The following is an 18,123-nucleotide window of genomic DNA, read 5'->3' as shown; positions in this document are numbered from 1 at the left end:
CCTTTAAACTGTTCGTCAGCTGTTTGAGGTGCTTTTTCATGTTGTGCAAATCAAGAAAAAATAACGCTTCAAGCAGCAATTTGCAAATTTTTCTTCGTGTACAGTAAATCAAGAATGATTATAAATGTTGATTTGTTTATTGGCCGTTGAAACTGCCTTTTCAATTACAGTTACTTGATTGCTTAACCAATAAATATAATGCTAAAAAATTGCTATGCTTTATTAATATCAATTCTTATCGTTATTGGCCTATTTGTGATGGAGATGAAAAATAGTACATCAAAACGCAGTACTTTTATTTTTCTTATTGTAATCATCTTATTGTTAGTTGCATTACATGGCCTTTTTGTCATTAAAAGCCACACGAAAAGTTTCCCGCAAGATAAGCTTTATCAGCACGTGGAAATAACAGGGGTCGTTGCTTCATTAATTGATAAGGATAAATCGATGGCCAGCTTTTTATTTAAAACAGAAGAAGGGCTTATTAAGCTTAACATTTACCCAAATAAGTACTTAGGGTTTTGGAAGCTAACACCCGGGACAAAGTGGCAGCTTTGGGTGAAGCTTAAACCACCGCAAGGGTTTAAAAACCCGTATGTCTTCGACTATGCTTATTGGATTAGTCTTCAAGGTGTTAAAGCAACAGGTTATGTTATTACCAATAAACCTTATGTATTTAAAGGCGTTGATTCAAGCTATTTTGTTGACAGGATGCGTTATGCGATTCAAAAAATGCTTGATAAGCATATTGAAAATCAGCAAGTCAGGGCATTAGCCAGTGCTTTATTAATTGGTAATAAAAATGAGATGACGACAACGGATAAGAAAATTTTTCAACAAACTGGCACATCACATTTAATTGCTATTTCAGGATTACATATTGGTTTGATTGCGTTATTTGCTTTTTTTATTGGACGTTTGTGCTGGTCGTTTTCAATATCAGCCTGTCAAAAAATACCCGCACAAAGCGTTGGTCTTATAAGCGCGGTTATTGCAGCATTTATCTACAGTATGCTGGCAGGTTTTTCCATTCCAACACAACGTGCTTTCATTATGGTATTTGTCTTTTCTGTCGCGTTATTAAGTTATCGAAAAATAAACAGTGTCAATGTGCTTATTATTGCAGGTATTATCGTTGTTTTATGGTATCCTTTTTCTGTCTTTGAGGCAGGATTTTGGCTGTCATTTTCCGCTGTTTTATTTTTAATTTTCATCAGTCGGCTTGTGGCTGAAATCAAGGGTGTGAAAAAATATATCATGATCCAATGCTTACTCATGATTTTATTGATTCCGCTTACAATTTATTGGTTTGATGCATTTTCTGTTATTGGCGTTATTGCCAATTTACTGGCGATTCCCTGGGTAAGTTTTATCGTTGTTCCAGGACTTTTTATCAATTTTATGTTAACTGCGATAGGATTGTCACAGTGGTGGTTAAGTATTTTATCTTTAACGTATTTAATAAAATGGCTAACCTGGCTTGCCGATCATGGCCTTTATTTTAGCTGGCATCATTTGTCTTTATTGGCAACGGTGAGTGCGATTTTGGGCGTTATTGGCTTTTTATTACCATTAAAATGGCACGCTCGTCTTTTATCTTGTTGTCTTATATTACCGATATTTCAAAAGCCAATGTGGCCTGTTGATATCATTGCTAAGGCCACTGTGCTTGATGTTGATCATGGCTTGGCTGTCGTTGTGCAGATGAAAGATTACACGGTTGTGTATGATACAGCAGGCGCCAGAGGGCAAAAATTTGTGCTGGCTTATTTAACCTTGATTCCGTTTTTAAAGGCACAAGGGGTACAGAAGATTGATAAATTGATTATCAGCCATATGGATCAAGACCACAGTGGCGGGTTAGATGCGTTATTAAATAACTTTGATGTCAAAGAAGTCATTGCAAACCAGAAGATCCAAGGACTTGAGAATAAAAAATGTAACGATAAAACCAGCTGGCAGCATCAGGGCGTGGACTTTACCTTTTTAAATGACAACCATTTCACAGGGAATAATGGATCATGCGTATTAAAAGTTGGGCAAGGACGAAGGAGTTTGCTGTTAACAGGGGATATCTATAAAAAAGCAGAGCGCCGTTTACTTACTCTTAATAAAGACGCATTGAATTCAGAAGCGATGGTAGCACCGCATCATGGAAGTAAGCGCGCCTCAAGTCGTCAATTTGTTGATGCTGTCAATCCCAGATACGTTATTTTTAGCAATGGAGACCACCAAGGGTTTTCTTTGCCGGATCAAAAAACAAAACAAAGCTATTTAGATATTGGTAGCCAAATTTACAGTACTGCAGTTGATGGCGCAATAATGGTGTATTTTTACAAGGATAAGCCGAGTAAAGTCGTGTCTTATACAAAACGTTAATCAAATAAAAAAACCATACCACTTGTAAACCATTTTGCGGTGTTTTACTGCAAAGCAATTTGTGAAAATTTTGGTTAATGGAATTGCAGGTAATAGCGGGGACTATTGCCAAAATTTAATATATACTTTAAAAAACCTAGGGTTACAATAATGCAGGTAAATAGCTAAGTAGCCTTGAGTGCTGATAAATAAAGGAAAATGAATGAAAAAAATATTCCATATTGCGGTTGGTGTGATTATTTTATTATTATTTTGTTTGAATACATTAATCATGGCGGTGCCTGTGATTATATTATCCCTTGCCAAATTGATTCCTATTCGGTCTTTTCAGATACTAATGACAAAAGCACTTGTTGGCATCGCAACTTTTTGGATGTTGATTAATAATTATGTAAGCCATGCTTTGTTACCAACACGTTATTACATTTGTGGTTACAAAGATTTCTTGCCGCATCACTCTTATTTATTGATCAGTAATCATCAAAGCTGGTTGGATATTGTGGTGTTACAGCAAACCTTCTTAACCAAAATTCCGTTTCTCACCTTTTTTATGAAAAAACAGCTTATCTATGTGCCGATTATTGGGCTTGCCTGTTGGGGGCTTGATTTTCCTTTGATGTCTCGCTATTCAAAACAATACCTTCAGAAATATCCACATAAGAAAGGGCATGATTTGCTTAAGACAAAAAAAGCGTGTGAAAAATTTCAAGCACGAAATATCTCTGTTATCAATTTTATTGAAGGAACGCGTTTTACAAAACAAAAACATCAGGCACAGCAATCACCATATAAACACTTATTAAAACCAAAAGCCGGTGGTATGGCAATGATGTTGCACGCATTAAAAGACGAACTTATGGGCGTTTTGGATATCACGATTTGTTACCCATACTCGCAGGCAAATTTCTGGCATTTTTTATGTGGGCGTGTGCCTGTGGTAGAGATTCATGTGGATTTTATTCCTTTAAAGGATATTCCTTATGGAGACTACTATAAAGACACTCAGGCGCAAAAAGTATTTCAAAACTGGATTAATGAGCATTGGCGATCAAAAGATCAATGGCTTGATCAGCATTTATCAAAAAATGATTCACAAGCGGTATAGCTTACTAAGCGCATTTTACTTGTGGTAAAGAAAAATTTATATGCAATTTACTTAACATTACCCCATCAAATTAGTAATATATGCACATATTTTATAATGTGTGCATTTAGGTGAAGCATGTTTGAAAATGAAACAAAGAGTCAAGTGATGTCAGAATTAGAGTATAAAAAGTATATGTGTGTAGTGTGCGGCTTTATTTATGATGAAGCCGAGGGTTGGCCAGAAGATGGTATTTCGCCAGGAACGAAATGGGAAGATGTGCCTGAAGACTGGGAGTGCCCAGACTGTGGTGTAGGCAAAGAAGATTTTGAGATGATGGAAATCTAATTCCTTTGCCTATTACATCACCTTTATTTGAGCCCGTTTACTTTTATGATAAAAAGATAATTATTAAGCGGGATGATTTGATTGACGCACCGATTTCAGGAAATAAATTTTTCAAGCTTTATGGGTTGCTCAAGCAGTTACAAAAGGGTGATATACCACAAAAGATAGTCTCGCTTGGTGGCTATCAGTCAAATTATATGCAGGCCGTAGCAGCCTTAACATATCATTATCAGATTCCTTTTGATTATTGGACAAGAAAGGTTCCGGCGAACATTAAGTGTGCACCGCAAGGTAATTTGCAATCAGCACTTAAGCTTGGGATGAATCTATGTGAGCATGAAGGCAAAATTACGACAGATTTTTTGCATACCTATTATGCCAAAAGCCATTCTGGTAAGGATATTTGTATTTTACCTCAAGGGGGCGCTGCTTCACAGGCAGAAGCAGGAATGATCGTTTCAGCGACACAAATTAAGCATTTTTTACAAAAGCATAATATTGCCAAGGCTTCCATTTTTGTTGCCTCAGGCACGGGAGCTACAGCATTTTATTTACAAAAACATCTGCCTTGTCATCAGGTGGTCACAACACCTTGTGTTGGTGATAAAGACTATTTAATTCAGCAAATGCATATTTTAGGTAATGATGTTTTACCGATGATTATTGAAAGTGAAAAAAAATATCGCTTTGGGCAATGTTATAGAGAACATCTTGAAATGTATGAAGCGCTTTTACAACAAACCGGCATCACATTTGATTTACTTTATGACCCTATTGCCTGGCAGGTGCTTTTGGCAAACTATGATCGCCTGATAAAGCCTGTTATTTATATTCATTGTGGCGGGGTGCTTGGCAACCAGGCGATGCTTGCACGCTATCGATATCATCAAATGCGATAGCCTATGGGCCATATTGTTTTAGGGTTAAAACATTGTTTTTTTGAGACATTTCAATGTGTTTTAATGCGCTAATGCCTAATAAGACATAATCACTGTTGCTGGCAGGGTTAATGTTGGCCTGAATATTATAAAGCATGATACTGCCAATAGACAGGCTGTCTAATTTTGTGTAATAAACGATAATGACGCCATTTGGAGTATTGGCCTGCATGGCAAAGCCTTTTCTAAGGCCGATTTTATTGGCAACTTTTTCAGGAATTGAAACACTTGTTGCACCGGTATCAATTAAAAACTTCACGGGTTGACCATTGATCTGTCCAAAACTTTTATATTGGTGATTATAAGCTTGCAGCTGAACAATGCGTATTTGGTCCTGTGTTGTTGTTTTTGGTGTTAGTTGCTGCTTTTGTTTTTGGTTTAAATAATGGTGTGCAATAAACGTGATCAAAAGGAAAATAATAATCCAAAATGCATAGATGAATTTCTTCTGCATAACTTTCCTATGATTTGATCTCTTTGAGTAATTGAAAAATTTGACGATATGATTTTAAAGGCTTTTGTTGAGAGACTTCCTTTTGGTGAGCACGAACAAGCTGTCTTAGTCTTTGAACATCAACCGTGGGATCTATTTGCATCAACTCAGTAATCGCCTTTTGGGATGTTGCAGGATCAACAAGCTTGTCTCGAAGTTTTTCAAGTCGGTGGCTTCTTGCAACATCAGCGCTATGTGATTTGTTCTGCTTTTCCAAAAAATCAACGGCGTCATCAATATGTGTTTTACGCAGCAGCTTGCCGATATATTGTGTTTGTCGTTTTAGGGCAATTTTCGACATTGACTTGGCCTTAATAAGCTCATCAATAATGCTGCTATCAAGCGGTAACTTTTTAAGCTGCTCAACATTTAACTGCAGAAGTTTACGGCCAAAGGCAGTAATATCTAGAGATTCTTTTTTAATTTGTGTTTTACTTTTTTCTGTGGATAGTATGGTGTCATCGCCATTGGCATCAAAGGGGCTGTTTGTCATTTTTCACTGTCTTTTACGAGTCGTTATGTGTAGAATAATAGCGAAAATTTTTATGTATAACCACTTTAAAATGTAAGTAAAACAATTAGGAGAAGCCACATGTTCGATCGCCGCCTTAAAATTGCTGATTTTGATCCAAAGCTTTACCAGGCTATTGAAAAAGAAAACATGCGTCAGCAACAGCATATTGAGCTTATTGCTTCTGAAAATTATGCAAGTCCTTGTGTGATGGAAGCACAAGGTTCTCAGTTAACCAATAAGTATGCAGAAGGCTATGCAGGTAAGCGTTATTATGGTGGCTGTGAATATGTTGATATTGCAGAGTCACTTGCAGTCGAGCGTGTGAAAGAATTATTTGGCGCAGATTATGCAAATGTTCAGCCACATTCAGGCTCACAAGCAAATGCCGCGGCATACTTTGCACTATTGCAACCAGGTGATACGGTTTTAGGCATGTCACTTGCCCATGGTGGGCATTTAACCCATGGCGCTAAAGTAAATTTCTCCGGTAAATATTTTAATGCAATTCAATATGGCCTTGATCCTGAAACAGGCGATATCGATTATAATGAAGTTGAGCGTTTGGCACTTGAGCATCATCCAAAAATGATTGTTGCCGGTTTTTCAGCGTTTTCAGGGATAGCAGATTGGGCAAGATTTAGAGAAATTGCCGATAAAGTCGGTGCGTATCTAATGGTGGATATGGCGCATGTGGCAGGGCTTATTGCTGCAGGCATTTATCCAAACCCGGTACCTTATGCTGATGTGGTGACAAGCACAACACATAAAACATTGCGTGGTCCACGTGGTGGCTTGATTGTGGCTAAAGCAAACCCTGAGCTTGAAAAGAAGTTTCAATCAATTGTCTTTCCAGGCACTCAAGGTGGTCCATTAATGCATGTAATTGCAGCAAAAGCAGTCGCCTTTAAAGAAGCATTATCGCCTGAGTTTAAACTTTATCAGGAGCAAGTGGTCAAAAATGCAAGAAAGATGGCGGAAGTTGTGATCTCCCGTGGTATTGATGTTGTATCAGGCGGCACGCAAAATCATTTGTTATTAATTGATTTAATTAAAAAAGATATTACGGGTAAAGATGTTGAAGCGGCTTTGGGGCGTGCAAATATCACGGTAAATAAAAACACCGTGCCGAATGAACCGCGTTCTCCTTTTGTGACAAGTGGCCTTCGCATCGGCACACCTGCAATTACAACACGTGGATTCAAAGAAGACGAATGTGCCCAGATTGCGCATTGGATGTGTGATATTATCGACAACCTGGGTGATCAATCACTAGAAAAAGAAATTAAGCAAAAAGTTATTGCACTTTGTGAGCAATTCCCTGTTTATAGTGATGCATCAAAAGCGCTGGCTGCTTGTTAAGAGTCGAAGTTAAGCGCTTTCCAGTTTTGTATATTGCTTTCTTTTCAATTTCTAATATAATAACGCTTACAACAGGGGTGCAGGCATATGTAGTTGTAAATCAATCATCTGGCTTGCTGAGAAAGCATTAGGCTTAACCCTTTGTACCTGATCCGGTTAATACCGGCGTAGGAAGTTGGTAAGCTAATTCTGTCGTGAATATTGCCTTCTTTTCTGCGCCAAGCACAAAAGAAAAGAGGGCGTGATGACACACACTATCGGTACGATCAGCATCAATATTTCATTTTTGATTTATTGCTTGTACTTTTTGCCACAGATTCTTTATAATCAGCTTAAACACCAGGCCTTTGGCATCAGTTACGGCACACAGCTATTAATGATCCTGGCTAATGTGCTTGATTTGATCTATGGTTTTGGCTTTGATCTTCAATGGCAATACAAGGCAGTAACGCTATTAACGCTTGGCTTGTTAGTGATACAGCAATATCAAATCTATCGCGATAGTCGAATAAAATCCCTGTGGTTTCATATGCTGGCTGTTTTATTATTATTGATAGGTGGGGCAATCGCATTTAAACAGCTTTTTCCAGCGCGATTTTTAGAAACGGTGGGCTTTATCAGCATGATTTGCTATTCAATCTATTGGTTGCCGCAAATCATTAAAAATGTGCAATACAAGTCAGCACAAGGCTTTAGCCTTATTTTTATGGTGTTAAACGCATCGGCTTTAATCTGTGATGAGATATCAGCCTTAAGTTTTTCCTGGCCCATGCCTAGTATTGTAAGCCCGCTGGTTATTTTAAGTTTTCTTTTCGTTATTATCGCGCAACGCCTATATTATCGACGTTTGCAAATGATTATTAATTAGCACTAAATCGGTCTTATTTGTCGGGTTTTTATGTACAATCCATGCTAAATCCGTATCATAGCAGGTAAATTTATATCAAGTAGGTTAACGGTGATGGCAATCAGTGAAAACGAGCGTTATCAAATCAGCAAGAAAGTGACTATCGTTGGGATGTTCGTCAATACCTTGCTTGCTGTTATTAAAATGTTGATCGGTTTGATTGGCCGCTCCCCTGCATTATTCGCCGATGGTGTACATTCCTTATCAGATCTTTTAAGTGATATCATGGTGCTTTTTGCCGCAAAGCATGCCAATAAGGGCGCTGATCACGATCATCCTTATGGCCATGAACGTATTGAGACGCTGGCGACGGTTATTTTATCATTATTTTTAATTATTGTGGGCGCTTTGATTGCTTATCATTCATTGATGGACTGGTATCTTGGCCAGTTAGGCCTTCCAGGACAAGCCACGGTTTATGCTGCAATCTTATCAATTTTAGCTAATGAGGGCTTATATCGGTACACCATGATCGCTGCTAATAAAGTCAACTCAGATTTACTACGTGCTAATGCCTGGCATAGTCGTTCGGATATGTGGTCATCTGTTGTGGTGTTAATCGGGCTTATCGGTACGATGTTTGGGTTGTTATGGATGGATGCCGCAGCTGCCGTGATCGTCGCTTTTATGATTATTAAGATGGGTGTTAAATGGGGATATAAGTCATTATCTGAGCTTATTGATACAGGCGTGGATATTGAAACACTCCATCAGATAGAAAAGGTGATAAAAGGTGTCGATGGTGTTAAGCATTATCACTGCCTTCGCACACGTAAAATGGCTGGGCAAATACTCTTAGATGTCCATATCTTGGTTGATGCATTTATTACGGCATCAGAAGGTCATTATATTGGTGAACATGTCCGTGGTGCCCTTGCACATGAGATTTCACATATAAAAGATATTACGGTTCATATTGATGTCACCGAACATCCTGAGCAATTTGTCGATCCGCAAAGAATGCCACCATCGCGTCAGCAAATTGATTTGCAACTGAAAACGTTTTTACAGCAAAAAATGGACAAAGTGTTTGATTTGCACCAAATTACGTATCTTATCTATTATCATCACAGGGAGATTACGTTATACTTTTTGTTAAATAGCAATGATCAATATGGTAATCTTAGTGCGGCACTTCAGGAATTTTCTATTCAAGGTATTCATAAAACAACGATTAAAATTTTTACTTGTGAATGAAGCGGGTAAGAACAATAGTTGTTTCGCTGCTACACTAGAGAATAAAAGTTTACACAGTGCACAGCAAGGATATATACATGCATAGCCTATTATTTGTTTTTTTCCTGGTGTTTTTTGGTGCTTCTGTTTTTGCAACCTTGGCACTTTTTACCCGCCAGACGATTATCGTGGCTTATATTGTCTTTGGTGTGATTGTAGGTCCCCATTGCTTGGGATTGATTCATGATGTACAAACCGTACATGAAATCTCCGATATTGGCATTATGTTTTTGCTGTTTTTACTCGGCTTGAATTTGGAGATCAAAAGCATGATTGCCATGTTAGGCAAAGCCCTTTTTGTCTCTATTACCAGTAGTGTCGTTTTTATTGCCGTAACGCTTATTTTGACTCACCTTTTTGGGATCGGTGCCCAAGGGCTTTTAATTGGTGCTGCATTGATTTTTTCAAGTACGATTATTTGCTTGAAATTATTGCCAACAACAGCGCTTCACCACAAACATATCGGTGAGCTTGTTATTGCGATTTTATTGATTCAGGATCTACTGGCGATTTTAATGCTGACTTTCATCAGTCTTTATTCCTCACAAACTGAAAGTTTTCAGTTGTGGTCGTTAATCAAATTAATTCTGGCCTTGCCGGTTTTAGGTGGGCTTGGCTATGTCGCACAACGGTATTTTTTATTCCAGCTGTTTCGCCGGTTTAGCCGCTTTCAGGAATATGTGTTTTTATTGTCAATTGGCTGGTGTTTAGGCATGGCGCAATTGGCTGTTTTATTTGGTCTATCCAATGAAATTGGTGCATTTATTGCTGGAGTTACTGTGGCAAGTTCTCCTATTGCGAAATACATTTATGAAAACTTAAAGCCGCTGCGTGATTTCTTTTTGATTTTGTTTTTCTTCTCAGTCGGTGCTGGATTTGATGTGATTAAACTTGGTGAAGTCTGGGATATCGTGCTTGTATTGACAATTGCATTGTTGCTGTTAAAACCGCTTTTACACTTTTTAACGCTTTGGTTGACACGTGAACCGGTCAAAGAATCATGGGAGATTGGTGTGCGTTTAGGCCAAGGCAGTGAGTTTTCATTAATGCTGATCACATTAGCCGCCACCGCTGGTATTGCCACGAATACAACACAGACGATTGTTGAGGCTGTTTGTATTTTAAGCTTTATCGTATCATCGTATGTCGTTGTACTAACCTACCCAAGCCCAATTGCCGTTTCAGATCGTCTAAGACGTGATTAGTTCGCTTGTTAAAAAATCGGATGTTGCGGGTTTAATTGCAACGCAAAAAATATTGAAAAATAATTTATCAGCGGTATAAAGCTATCCAATTTTAAAAAAATGCGGTAGTCTTAAGACAGTTATAATGATCATGTTAGAGAAATGATAGAAACAGACCGTATTATTTCAGGGGATAAGCAGCCTGGTGATAATCAGATTGATCGGGCGATTCGACCCAAAACACTAGCAGATTATGAAGGCCAGCCAACCGTTCGTGAGCAAATGGAGATTTTTGTCAAAGCGGCGAAAAATCGAGGCGAGGCATTGGATCATGTGTTGATATTTGGCCCGCCAGGATTGGGAAAAACAACGCTTTCACATATTATTGCCAATGAAATGAATGTCTCATTAAAACAAACCTCAGGGCCTGTATTAGAAAAGGCAGGGGATTTGGCAGCACTATTAACAAATCTTGAAGAAAACGATGTGCTGTTTATCGATGAGATCCACCGTTTGTCACCTGTTGTCGAAGAAGTGCTTTATCCGGCGATGGAAGATTATCAATTGGATATTATGATTGGTGAGGGCCCTGCTGCAAGATCAATCAAAATCGACTTGCCGCCTTTTACTTTGGTGGGTGCAACAACAAGGGCTGGGCTTTTAACGTCGCCTTTGCGTGATCGCTTTGGGATTGTTCAACGATTAGAGTTTTACAGTATTGAGGATTTAACAAAGATCGTGATGCGCTCGGCGGGGCTTATGAATATTAAGGTGCAGGATTCAGGGGCAAAGGAGATTGCCAAACGTGCCAGAGGAACCCCGAGAATTGCCAATCGCCTGTTGCGCAGGGTTCGTGATTATGCGGAGATTAAAGCCAATGGTGAAGTTGACCACAAAGTTGCTGATAAGGCATTGTCATTAATCAATGTTGACCCGCTTGGCTTTGACCAGTTAGATCGTCGTTATCTTTTAACCTTGTTGGATAAATTCTCCGGTGGGCCTGTTGGGCTTGATACCATCTCAGCATCGATCAGTGAAGAAAAAGGGACGATTGAAGATGTTATTGAACCTTATTTAATTCAGCAAGGCTATATTATGCGTACGTCACGCGGCAGGATTGCAACGATTCATGCCTATCGACATTTTGACATACAAATGCCAGATAATCGCAGTCAAGATACACCGCAAACAGGGTTGGATATTTATTGATAAATTTGTTAGAGTATGCTGAGTTTACGATAAGTTAAACAAAGGAGTTTTTTTTGGGTATTATTATCGGCGTTCTTTCAGGAATGCTTTGGGGCTTGAATGATGTTTTTGCAAATATATACAGTCAACAGGCCTTAGTAAATAATACGACACTGGCCGTTATTATACTGGCGCTTTTTTTATCCCTCATGCAGGACGCTTTTTCTTGCGCGAGTATTTTTGGTTATCATCATTTTAAAGGGACATTTAAGAAAAACCTAAAGCAGAATAAAAAAAGCTTTTTGCTTTTATGTGTTGCTGCAATTTGTGCAGGGCCTTTAGGTATGGTCGCAGGCATCGTTGGCATCGCTTATGCAGGGCCTGTTTATGCAGGGGTGATTACTTCTTGTTATCCTGTTGTAGCGCTGTTGCTTGCAATCGTTTTTTTGCGTGAGCGCCCAACAAGGCTTAAAATCATGGGAATTATCTTATCGGTAATCAGTGTGATCTTTATCTCAATTGCCGGGGAGCGTTCAGGCATTACCAATATCAGCATTGGTCTGTTATTTGCCGTATGTGCAATGATCGGCTGGGGTATGGAGTCGATTTTATTTTCAGTGGCGGCCAAAAAAACAGATCAGGATACTTCCTGGCTGTTAGCCGTGCGACAATTTTGCTCGGCCATCTCCTATGTCGTGATCTTATCGGTGTTGTTTTATGTGAAAAAGGGACAATTTATCGCAATGTTACAAGGGGTGTTTTTGCCTTTATTAATCCTTGGGTGTGTCGTAACAGCCGCAACCTCTTACCTTGCCTATTATCATGCAATTAAGCGCATTGGCCCAAGTCTTGGGACGACTTTTAATGCAAGCTTTATTTTCTGGGCTGGGATCTTTAGTGTTTTATTTCATATTGCAAGCTTACACGCTTCATTTATCGCATGGGGAAGTGTGCTGATTCTAGGTATTTATTTTGCTTCATCAGGCACCTTTAAAGCCCAAAAAATGCTTGTTTGAGTTGGTATAAGCAATATTTGCAAGCTACAATATGCTTTAGGTATAAAATATTCGTATTTGGATGATGTCAGCGTTCACGAATTTCTTAAAGAAAAGCAAACTGTTAATTGGTATCGTGATCGTTATTGTCTTGGGATATCTGGCTTATTTTTATTTTTACTTCTCCAAGATAACGGATAATGCCTATGTGGTTGCCAATGTGCGTCCAGTTGCTACCAGTGTTTCGGGAATTGTTAAAGATATTTGTGTGAAAAATGGTCAATTTGTTCAAAAAGGGCAGGTGCTGTTGCAGCTTGATGATACTGCTTATAAGAATGCATATCTAATCGCGAAGATGGATTTTATGCAACAACAAAAAGCCTATCAAGAAGCTCAGGAAAAATTTGAAAACGGCAAATTGTCATACAAGGCGTATATGCTTTCACAAAGCAAGTTTGCACAGGCAAAAGCCAGGGAAAATATTGCCAAAGCTAACCTTGATGCAACAAGACCGCGGGCATTATCAGATGGTATTATCAGCAACATGTTTTTAGCACCAGGAGCACCGGCTGAAGCTTATAAACCACTTTTTGTTATAGTTGATACCTCAAAGTGGTGGGTTCAGGCTAATTTTAAGGAAACAGATTTAGGTGGGGTGAAGGTCGGGCAAAAAGCAAATATTCGCCTGCGCATGTATTTAGGTGATAAAGTGTATCATGGTGTTGTTGAATCAGTAAACTGGGCGGTGGGGCGCCAACAGATCAATCAAGCAAGCTATTTGCAGCAGATCCCTTCTGAGAATCAGTGGCTTTTATTACCACAACGTTTTCCTGTTTTGATTCGTATTAAAGATCCTGATCCTCATTACCCATTGCATGTTGGAGCCAGCGCCTATGTCAGCCTGGTATCATAAATTTGTGTCGTCTAAAAAGCAACAGAACACTTATACACTAACACAGGATCCTTATTTAGATATTATTTATAATGCGATCACTACGTTACTGGCAACAATGCTTCTTTGTGGCTTATATCTTGTTTTTCAGTGGTCAAACTTCCTTATTTTAATCGTTGCGGGCATGTTTGTTGTCTTTGTCAGTGATTTTCCGCAAAGCCAGATGCGTTATGAAAAGTGTTTGACTGCGACATGGATTATTGGCTCTTTAGTGATTAGTTTTTTAGGTGTTTTTTTTACGATTGAGTCTCGTTGGCTTTTATTGTGCTGGGTGTTTTTGTACACATTAACCTGTTATAGCTTAACAATCAATAACAATAACAGACGGCTGCACGTTGTGCTTGGGGTCGTGTTCTTGCCAATATTTATTCATCTGCTTTATACCAGCGATTTATCACAACCATTAAATAGCTGGTTAGTATTGCAAGATTATCTATGGGGGTTATTTGTCTGCTATACGGTGGCTGTATTTTTTGCTTTAATAATGCCAAGGCGGTTTAATGCCAAGGCAATTATCGCAGCGCTTGATTTTTTGTATGCCTTAAGACGTGTTTTTCAACAATTAGCACATACAGGTAATTATAAGGCAGACATTTATGATATGTATCGACATATTTATTTTTTACGCCAGCATTTACCTCGTTTAAAAAAGGCTGATAAACATTTTTATGCGCTTGTTGAAGCCTATATCAATATTGCGCATAAGCTATTATTAAGCTTGATATATCTGATTAATAATCACGAGGGTGATAAGCATTTATTTGTATATTATGTCAAACGCCTTGACCATATTATTAATGATGAAAAAGAATCATTGCTTACAGATGCGCTTATGATTGATGAATTAAGCCTTATTCATCAAGAGGTGGTAAATGATATTGATCGATTTTTACGTGAAATTCATCCTTTCTATCAGCAGTTTATCGCATTAAGAGGGCGTTATGCTTAATAGATTGCAACAGTTGACACTTTATCGTGGTGTGCGAATAACGTTTGCTTTGAGTCTTGCAATTGCTTTATGGTTTATGCTTGATTTAGAGCGAGGTTATTGGATTGCAATGACTTTAATGATTATCTATATGCCATTTGAGCCAGGGCTTGTTAATAACCGCATAAAATACCGTCTGGCAGGTACAATCATTGGATTACTGTTGGGTTTATTATTGGTAAGCCTTTTAAGGGTTCATATGGGTGTGATCATTATTTTGCCGGTAATTATCATCCTGGCGATGTATTATGCCATTGTGCATTATTTTTATGCCAGTATTTTTATCACCATGGGGGTAATGTTGTTGTTTTCAACGTTGCCAACTGCTGGCATGTCTGCACCTTTATTTATGCTGGCAAGATTTCTTGACACCCTTATTGCCTGTGCTATTTGTTTTATTGCTGAATATCTTTTTCGCCCTAAATCGCTTATTTTTCACACAATACATGAAGCATTAATGGATATTTTTCATGCCTATAAGGGACACTATCAACTTATTTTATCCGCTTTTGAAAAAGGGAGCTATGCGTGTGTTTCTGTCGATCAGGCGATGAAGTTTAATGAAGGCTTAATGACATTAAAGCAAAATGTTGAATTAAACAAAAGCAAACTGCCAGCACACAAACAAGTAAAGCTTGATGCCTGCTTGCAGCCTGTTTTTCAATTAAGAATAGACTTTGCCAGTATTCAATATTTGCTGATGAAGCACCCTGAACAGGCAAAGCGCTTTTATCAACAGCATGAAGGCAGTCTAAAAGTGATTCAACAGCAATTTTCTACTGTTGATATTGAACCACAAGTATTGGATATAACCATAGCAGTTAATGATGACAAAGCGCAGCAAGAGGCGCTAAACTGGACTGTTTATGAAACGGCAATGCAAGAAAATTGCCAGGTTCTGATGAAAAATCTACATGCGTTTAAGGCCGCGTTTAAGAGCTTTTGCTGAACATAAAACGATAAACTTAGCCGCACCAATTTGCTAATTTTATTTCCTTTATACGTTTAAAATATGCATCATTTGAAACAAACGTCATAAGATGGTTTGTTATTTCTAACAATAGTGATTACGGCTACTGCAAAATAATCTGCCAGTGGTATAATAAGGTATTTTATACGATGATAAAGGTAAGTTATGGATGCAATCGACCATATTGCTATTTCTGTAAAAAATCTCTCAGAAACGGTGTCCTGGTATCAACAGGAGTTTCAAGCGAAGGTTTTATATCAGGATGATACTTGGGCGATGCTTCAATTTGCCAATATTAAACTGGCCTTTGTTATTGAAAAACAACACCCACCACATATTGCCTTTTGTAAAGAAAACGCCGGGGAGTATGGGAAACTCTCCAAACACCGGGATAATACCTGTTCAACCTATATAAAGGACCCATCTGGCAATATTATCGAGATAATGCTGCCACTTAAAGACTAAACACGTTTTTGTAGAATAAACAGACTTATCCAGTTAAAAATAAATAATACACAGGTAATAATCATAATTGCGGTAAGCACTTCTAAACCAAATGGCATTTGTGTATTGTGACGCAATAAGCTTAATACGCCAAAAAACACCACGGGGATAATGCCTGATCGAATAATCTCCGTGTAAATGCTTAATAGCGTATTGGTCTGTGGGTTGTAGTGATTAATGAGTATGATTTGCATCATATTAAACTGAGTTCTGTATTCAATAATCGAGTAAATCAACAAAAAGCCAATCAGTCCAACTATAATAAGTACAAGGCTTTGTGTGATCAATACAAGTAAGCTTATGGCAAAAATAATCAATAAGAAATTTGTCTTATAGACATTGTGCACGATCTGTTTATCGGCAATTTTATTCTGGCTTTTATAAAGGCCGATTAAATAAACAATAACGATAAGCAATGAAAAAACAGGCTCAAGCATATACAGGCTGTCATATAGTTTTTTGGGTGCAACCGAAGATAAAAAGAATAAAATCAATGAGGCCATGATGGTTAATAATACCAGGGCGTATTGACCATAGCCTGTTATATACATCAATACATAACGCGGTTTGACCTGTCTTAAAAGTGCAAAGCTCACGATAAGAAAGCTTAATAAAATCAACCAGGATGAAAAAACGTGCCAGGCAAACATCATAATGCCCACCAGCATGGCAAGTATACAGCCGATTGCAAAGGGGATTATGCTTTTTAATAAGGCTTTTAAATGAAAGTGATGAATTTTTTTATGAATATAGCGGAAATAAAAGTAAACACCACCTAAAAAGCTTGTGCTCAGGGTGAAATATAAAAGACTGTGATAAAAAGAAGCCAGGACAAATAAAATCGTTACAATGGTGCCTAAGGTATTAATCATAAACGATAGCAGATTGTTTTTTATTTCATCACCTAGAATATGTTCGCCTTGGAGTTTATATTTTTTCATTTGTAAAACAACATGAACACCAAGGTAACGCAACAGATAAAAATGTGCACCCATTGCCGCATAAACAACCAATGCAGAGTAATGACCACTTAATAGTAAATAAGTTGTTACCATTAACGCAAAAGGGCAAAACCAGCCAATTAATGTGATGGCGTCATCTTGTGAGGTGGTTTTATTGAATTTTGTTGTCAAAAAGACCACAAACCAGACGATAATACCTAAAAGAGCGACAATGCTGACCATATCAACAAAAAAGTACAAGCGTTCATATGCATTGTGAAAAACAACCTGAAAACCTTGGATGTTTCCTGCTAACGCGCGCATGGGCACATAGATTGGCAAGATACAAAAATAAATTAAGCTTGGATGGTAGATGCAATTAAGAAAAAATATTTTGGCTTTGTGCATTTTTATCTTTTTAAATGTGGGGCTGTACAAGTAGGCTAAGGCTAGCAAATCCATTGATAAAAGACAATCGATAGCATAATCAATGGCTTTATTTTTGATAAAAATCGTTATTTAATCATGATTTTTTTTAAATACATAAGAGATGAGTAACTTGAAAAGCAAGGCTTTGGCAGGAATCCACGTCAGAATTATTGCTTACCAATAACGGTTTGCGCCTGATAAAAAAGCTTGTCTAATGGCAGAAAAAGGATAAACCAATTGTATTGGCCAATAACGCTTTAGGCTATCAACGATCATCTCGTGGATCGCCGCCAAGCGACGATGACGCACTTGGGAGTATTGAAATAACTGTGTAAATTCTTTCATAGGTTATAATGGTTAAAACGTATAATCTAAGGACGAAAGATGAAAAACAAAGAACAAAACAAAGCATTAGATCAAGCGCTTGATCTCATTGTCGAATCAGGTGCTGATTTATCCAATCTATTTAAATCAGATGGCGTATTGAAGCAATTAACCAAAGGTCTGGTTGAACGTGCTTTACAAGGTGAACTAAAGGCGCATCTTGGTTATGACAGGCATGAACGTAGCGATTCTGCTAATGCACGTAACGGCACGGCACGAAAAAGCGTAATAACAGAAGATGGCCTATTGGAAATTGATGTGCCTCGTGATCGCTCAGGTGAATTTGATCCTGTACTTGTTCCCAAGCGAAGCACGCGGATTGAAGGTTTG

At 38.1% G+C, this 18,123-nt stretch carries 19 protein-coding genes and 1 riboswitch; of the genes, 15 read left to right on the top strand and 4 right to left on the bottom strand.

Going from position 1 to position 18,123, the window contains the following annotated elements; translation table 11 throughout:
• Window positions 1-198: 198 nt before the first annotated feature.
• From DNK84_RS08450 to DNK84_RS08435, 4 genes are all read left to right on the top strand, one after another.
• Window positions 199-2,379: a DNA internalization-related competence protein ComEC/Rec2 gene (locus DNK84_RS08450; protein ID WP_119344099.1), complete on the top strand. Its 2,181-nt coding sequence runs from the start codon at window positions 199-201 to the stop codon at window positions 2,377-2,379.
• Window positions 2,380-2,581: 202 nt separating this feature from the next.
• Window positions 2,582-3,484, top strand: coding sequence for an acyltransferase (locus tag DNK84_RS08445; protein WP_119344098.1), 903 nt, complete (start codon window positions 2,582-2,584; stop codon window positions 3,482-3,484).
• A 147-nt stretch (window positions 3,485-3,631) separates the two neighbouring features.
• The gene (locus DNK84_RS08440) at window positions 3,632-3,811 is read left to right on the top strand and encodes a rubredoxin (protein WP_119344101.1); all 180 of its coding nucleotides are present in this window, start codon (window positions 3,632-3,634) and stop codon (window positions 3,809-3,811) included.
• Window positions 3,812-3,816: 5 nt separating this feature from the next.
• On the top strand, window positions 3,817-4,710 hold the full coding sequence (locus DNK84_RS08435) for a 1-aminocyclopropane-1-carboxylate deaminase (RefSeq protein ID WP_119344097.1): 894 nt from the start codon (window positions 3,817-3,819) through the stop codon (window positions 4,708-4,710).
• A gap of 1 nt (window position 4,711) precedes the next feature.
• Here DNK84_RS08435 and DNK84_RS08430 read toward each other — a convergent pair whose 3' ends face one another.
• The gene (locus DNK84_RS08430) at window positions 4,712-5,203 is read right to left on the bottom strand and encodes a retropepsin-like aspartic protease family protein (protein WP_119344096.1); all 492 of its coding nucleotides are present in this window, start codon (window positions 5,201-5,203) and stop codon (window positions 4,712-4,714) included.
• A 7-nt stretch (window positions 5,204-5,210) separates the two neighbouring features.
• Window positions 5,211-5,735: a ribosome biogenesis factor YjgA gene (yjgA, locus tag DNK84_RS08425; protein ID WP_119344095.1), complete on the bottom strand. Its 525-nt coding sequence runs from the start codon at window positions 5,733-5,735 to the stop codon at window positions 5,211-5,213.
• Between the two features lie 99 nt (window positions 5,736-5,834).
• Here yjgA and glyA point away from each other — a divergent pair, with 99 nt between their 5' ends.
• The 10 genes from glyA (at window position 5,835) to DNK84_RS08375 (ending at window position 16,000) form a co-directional block, all read left to right on the top strand.
• Window positions 5,835-7,115, top strand: a complete 1,281-nt coding sequence (gene glyA, locus DNK84_RS08420; protein WP_119344094.1) for a serine hydroxymethyltransferase — start codon at window positions 5,835-5,837, stop codon at window positions 7,113-7,115.
• 63 nt (window positions 7,116-7,178) lie between these two features.
• A riboswitch (TPP riboswitch) is annotated at window positions 7,179-7,306 on the top strand.
• 53 nt (window positions 7,307-7,359) lie between these two features.
• Complete coding sequence (locus DNK84_RS08415; RefSeq protein ID WP_119344093.1) at window positions 7,360-7,983, top strand: PQ-loop repeat-containing protein; 624 nt, start codon at window positions 7,360-7,362, stop codon at window positions 7,981-7,983.
• Between the two features lie 93 nt (window positions 7,984-8,076).
• A complete protein-coding gene (locus tag DNK84_RS08410; RefSeq protein ID WP_162902323.1) occupies window positions 8,077-9,219 on the top strand; it encodes a cation diffusion facilitator family transporter in 1,143 nt (380 codons plus the stop codon).
• A 77-nt stretch (window positions 9,220-9,296) separates the two neighbouring features.
• A complete protein-coding gene (locus DNK84_RS08405) occupies window positions 9,297-10,463 on the top strand; it encodes a cation:proton antiporter (protein ID WP_119344092.1) in 1,167 nt (388 codons plus the stop codon).
• A 141-nt stretch (window positions 10,464-10,604) separates the two neighbouring features.
• Window positions 10,605-11,651, top strand: coding sequence for a Holliday junction branch migration DNA helicase RuvB (ruvB, locus tag DNK84_RS08400; RefSeq protein ID WP_119344091.1), 1,047 nt, complete (start codon window positions 10,605-10,607; stop codon window positions 11,649-11,651).
• Window positions 11,652-11,704: 53 nt separating this feature from the next.
• Window positions 11,705-12,646 (top strand): DMT family transporter, encoded by a 942-nt coding sequence (locus DNK84_RS08395; protein ID WP_119344090.1) that lies wholly within the window; start codon window positions 11,705-11,707, stop codon window positions 12,644-12,646.
• Window positions 12,647-12,707: 61 nt separating this feature from the next.
• Entirely contained in the window at window positions 12,708-13,538 is an 831-nt protein-coding gene (locus DNK84_RS08390; RefSeq protein ID WP_119344089.1) for an HlyD family secretion protein, read from the top strand.
• Window positions 13,519-14,526 (top strand): FUSC family protein, encoded by a 1,008-nt coding sequence (locus DNK84_RS08385; protein ID WP_119344088.1) that lies wholly within the window; start codon window positions 13,519-13,521, stop codon window positions 14,524-14,526. Before DNK84_RS08390 ends, DNK84_RS08385 begins: the two co-directional genes overlap by 20 nt.
• Complete coding sequence (locus DNK84_RS08380; RefSeq protein ID WP_119344087.1) at window positions 14,519-15,514, top strand: FUSC family protein; 996 nt, start codon at window positions 14,519-14,521, stop codon at window positions 15,512-15,514. Before DNK84_RS08385 ends, DNK84_RS08380 begins: the two co-directional genes overlap by 8 nt.
• Window positions 15,515-15,700: 186 nt before the next feature.
• The gene (locus tag DNK84_RS08375) at window positions 15,701-16,000 is read left to right on the top strand and encodes a VOC family protein (RefSeq protein ID WP_119344086.1); all 300 of its coding nucleotides are present in this window, start codon (window positions 15,701-15,703) and stop codon (window positions 15,998-16,000) included.
• Here DNK84_RS08375 and DNK84_RS08370 read toward each other — a convergent pair.
• Together DNK84_RS08370 and DNK84_RS14325 are read right to left on the bottom strand one after the other, a co-directional pair.
• On the bottom strand, window positions 15,997-17,388 hold the full coding sequence (locus DNK84_RS08370) for a hypothetical protein (protein ID WP_162902321.1): 1,392 nt from the start codon (window positions 17,386-17,388) through the stop codon (window positions 15,997-15,999). The two genes, DNK84_RS08375 and DNK84_RS08370, sit on opposite strands and share 4 nt — an antisense overlap.
• 195 nt (window positions 17,389-17,583) lie before the next feature.
• Complete coding sequence (locus DNK84_RS14325; protein WP_162902320.1) at window positions 17,584-17,754, bottom strand: hypothetical protein; 171 nt, start codon at window positions 17,752-17,754, stop codon at window positions 17,584-17,586.
• A 39-nt stretch (window positions 17,755-17,793) separates the two neighbouring features.
• On the opposite strand from DNK84_RS14325, the gene DNK84_RS08365 reads away from it, so the two are divergent.
• Window positions 17,794-18,123, top strand: a 330-nt coding sequence (locus DNK84_RS08365; protein ID WP_208123235.1) for a transposase, incomplete at its 3' end; no start/stop codon positions are given.

Source organism: Facilibium subflavum (assembly GCF_003574485.1).
Taxonomy (GTDB): domain Bacteria; phylum Pseudomonadota; class Gammaproteobacteria; order Francisellales; family Francisellaceae; genus Facilibium; species Facilibium subflavum.
This window is presented reverse-complemented; position numbering and strand designations above follow the sequence as displayed.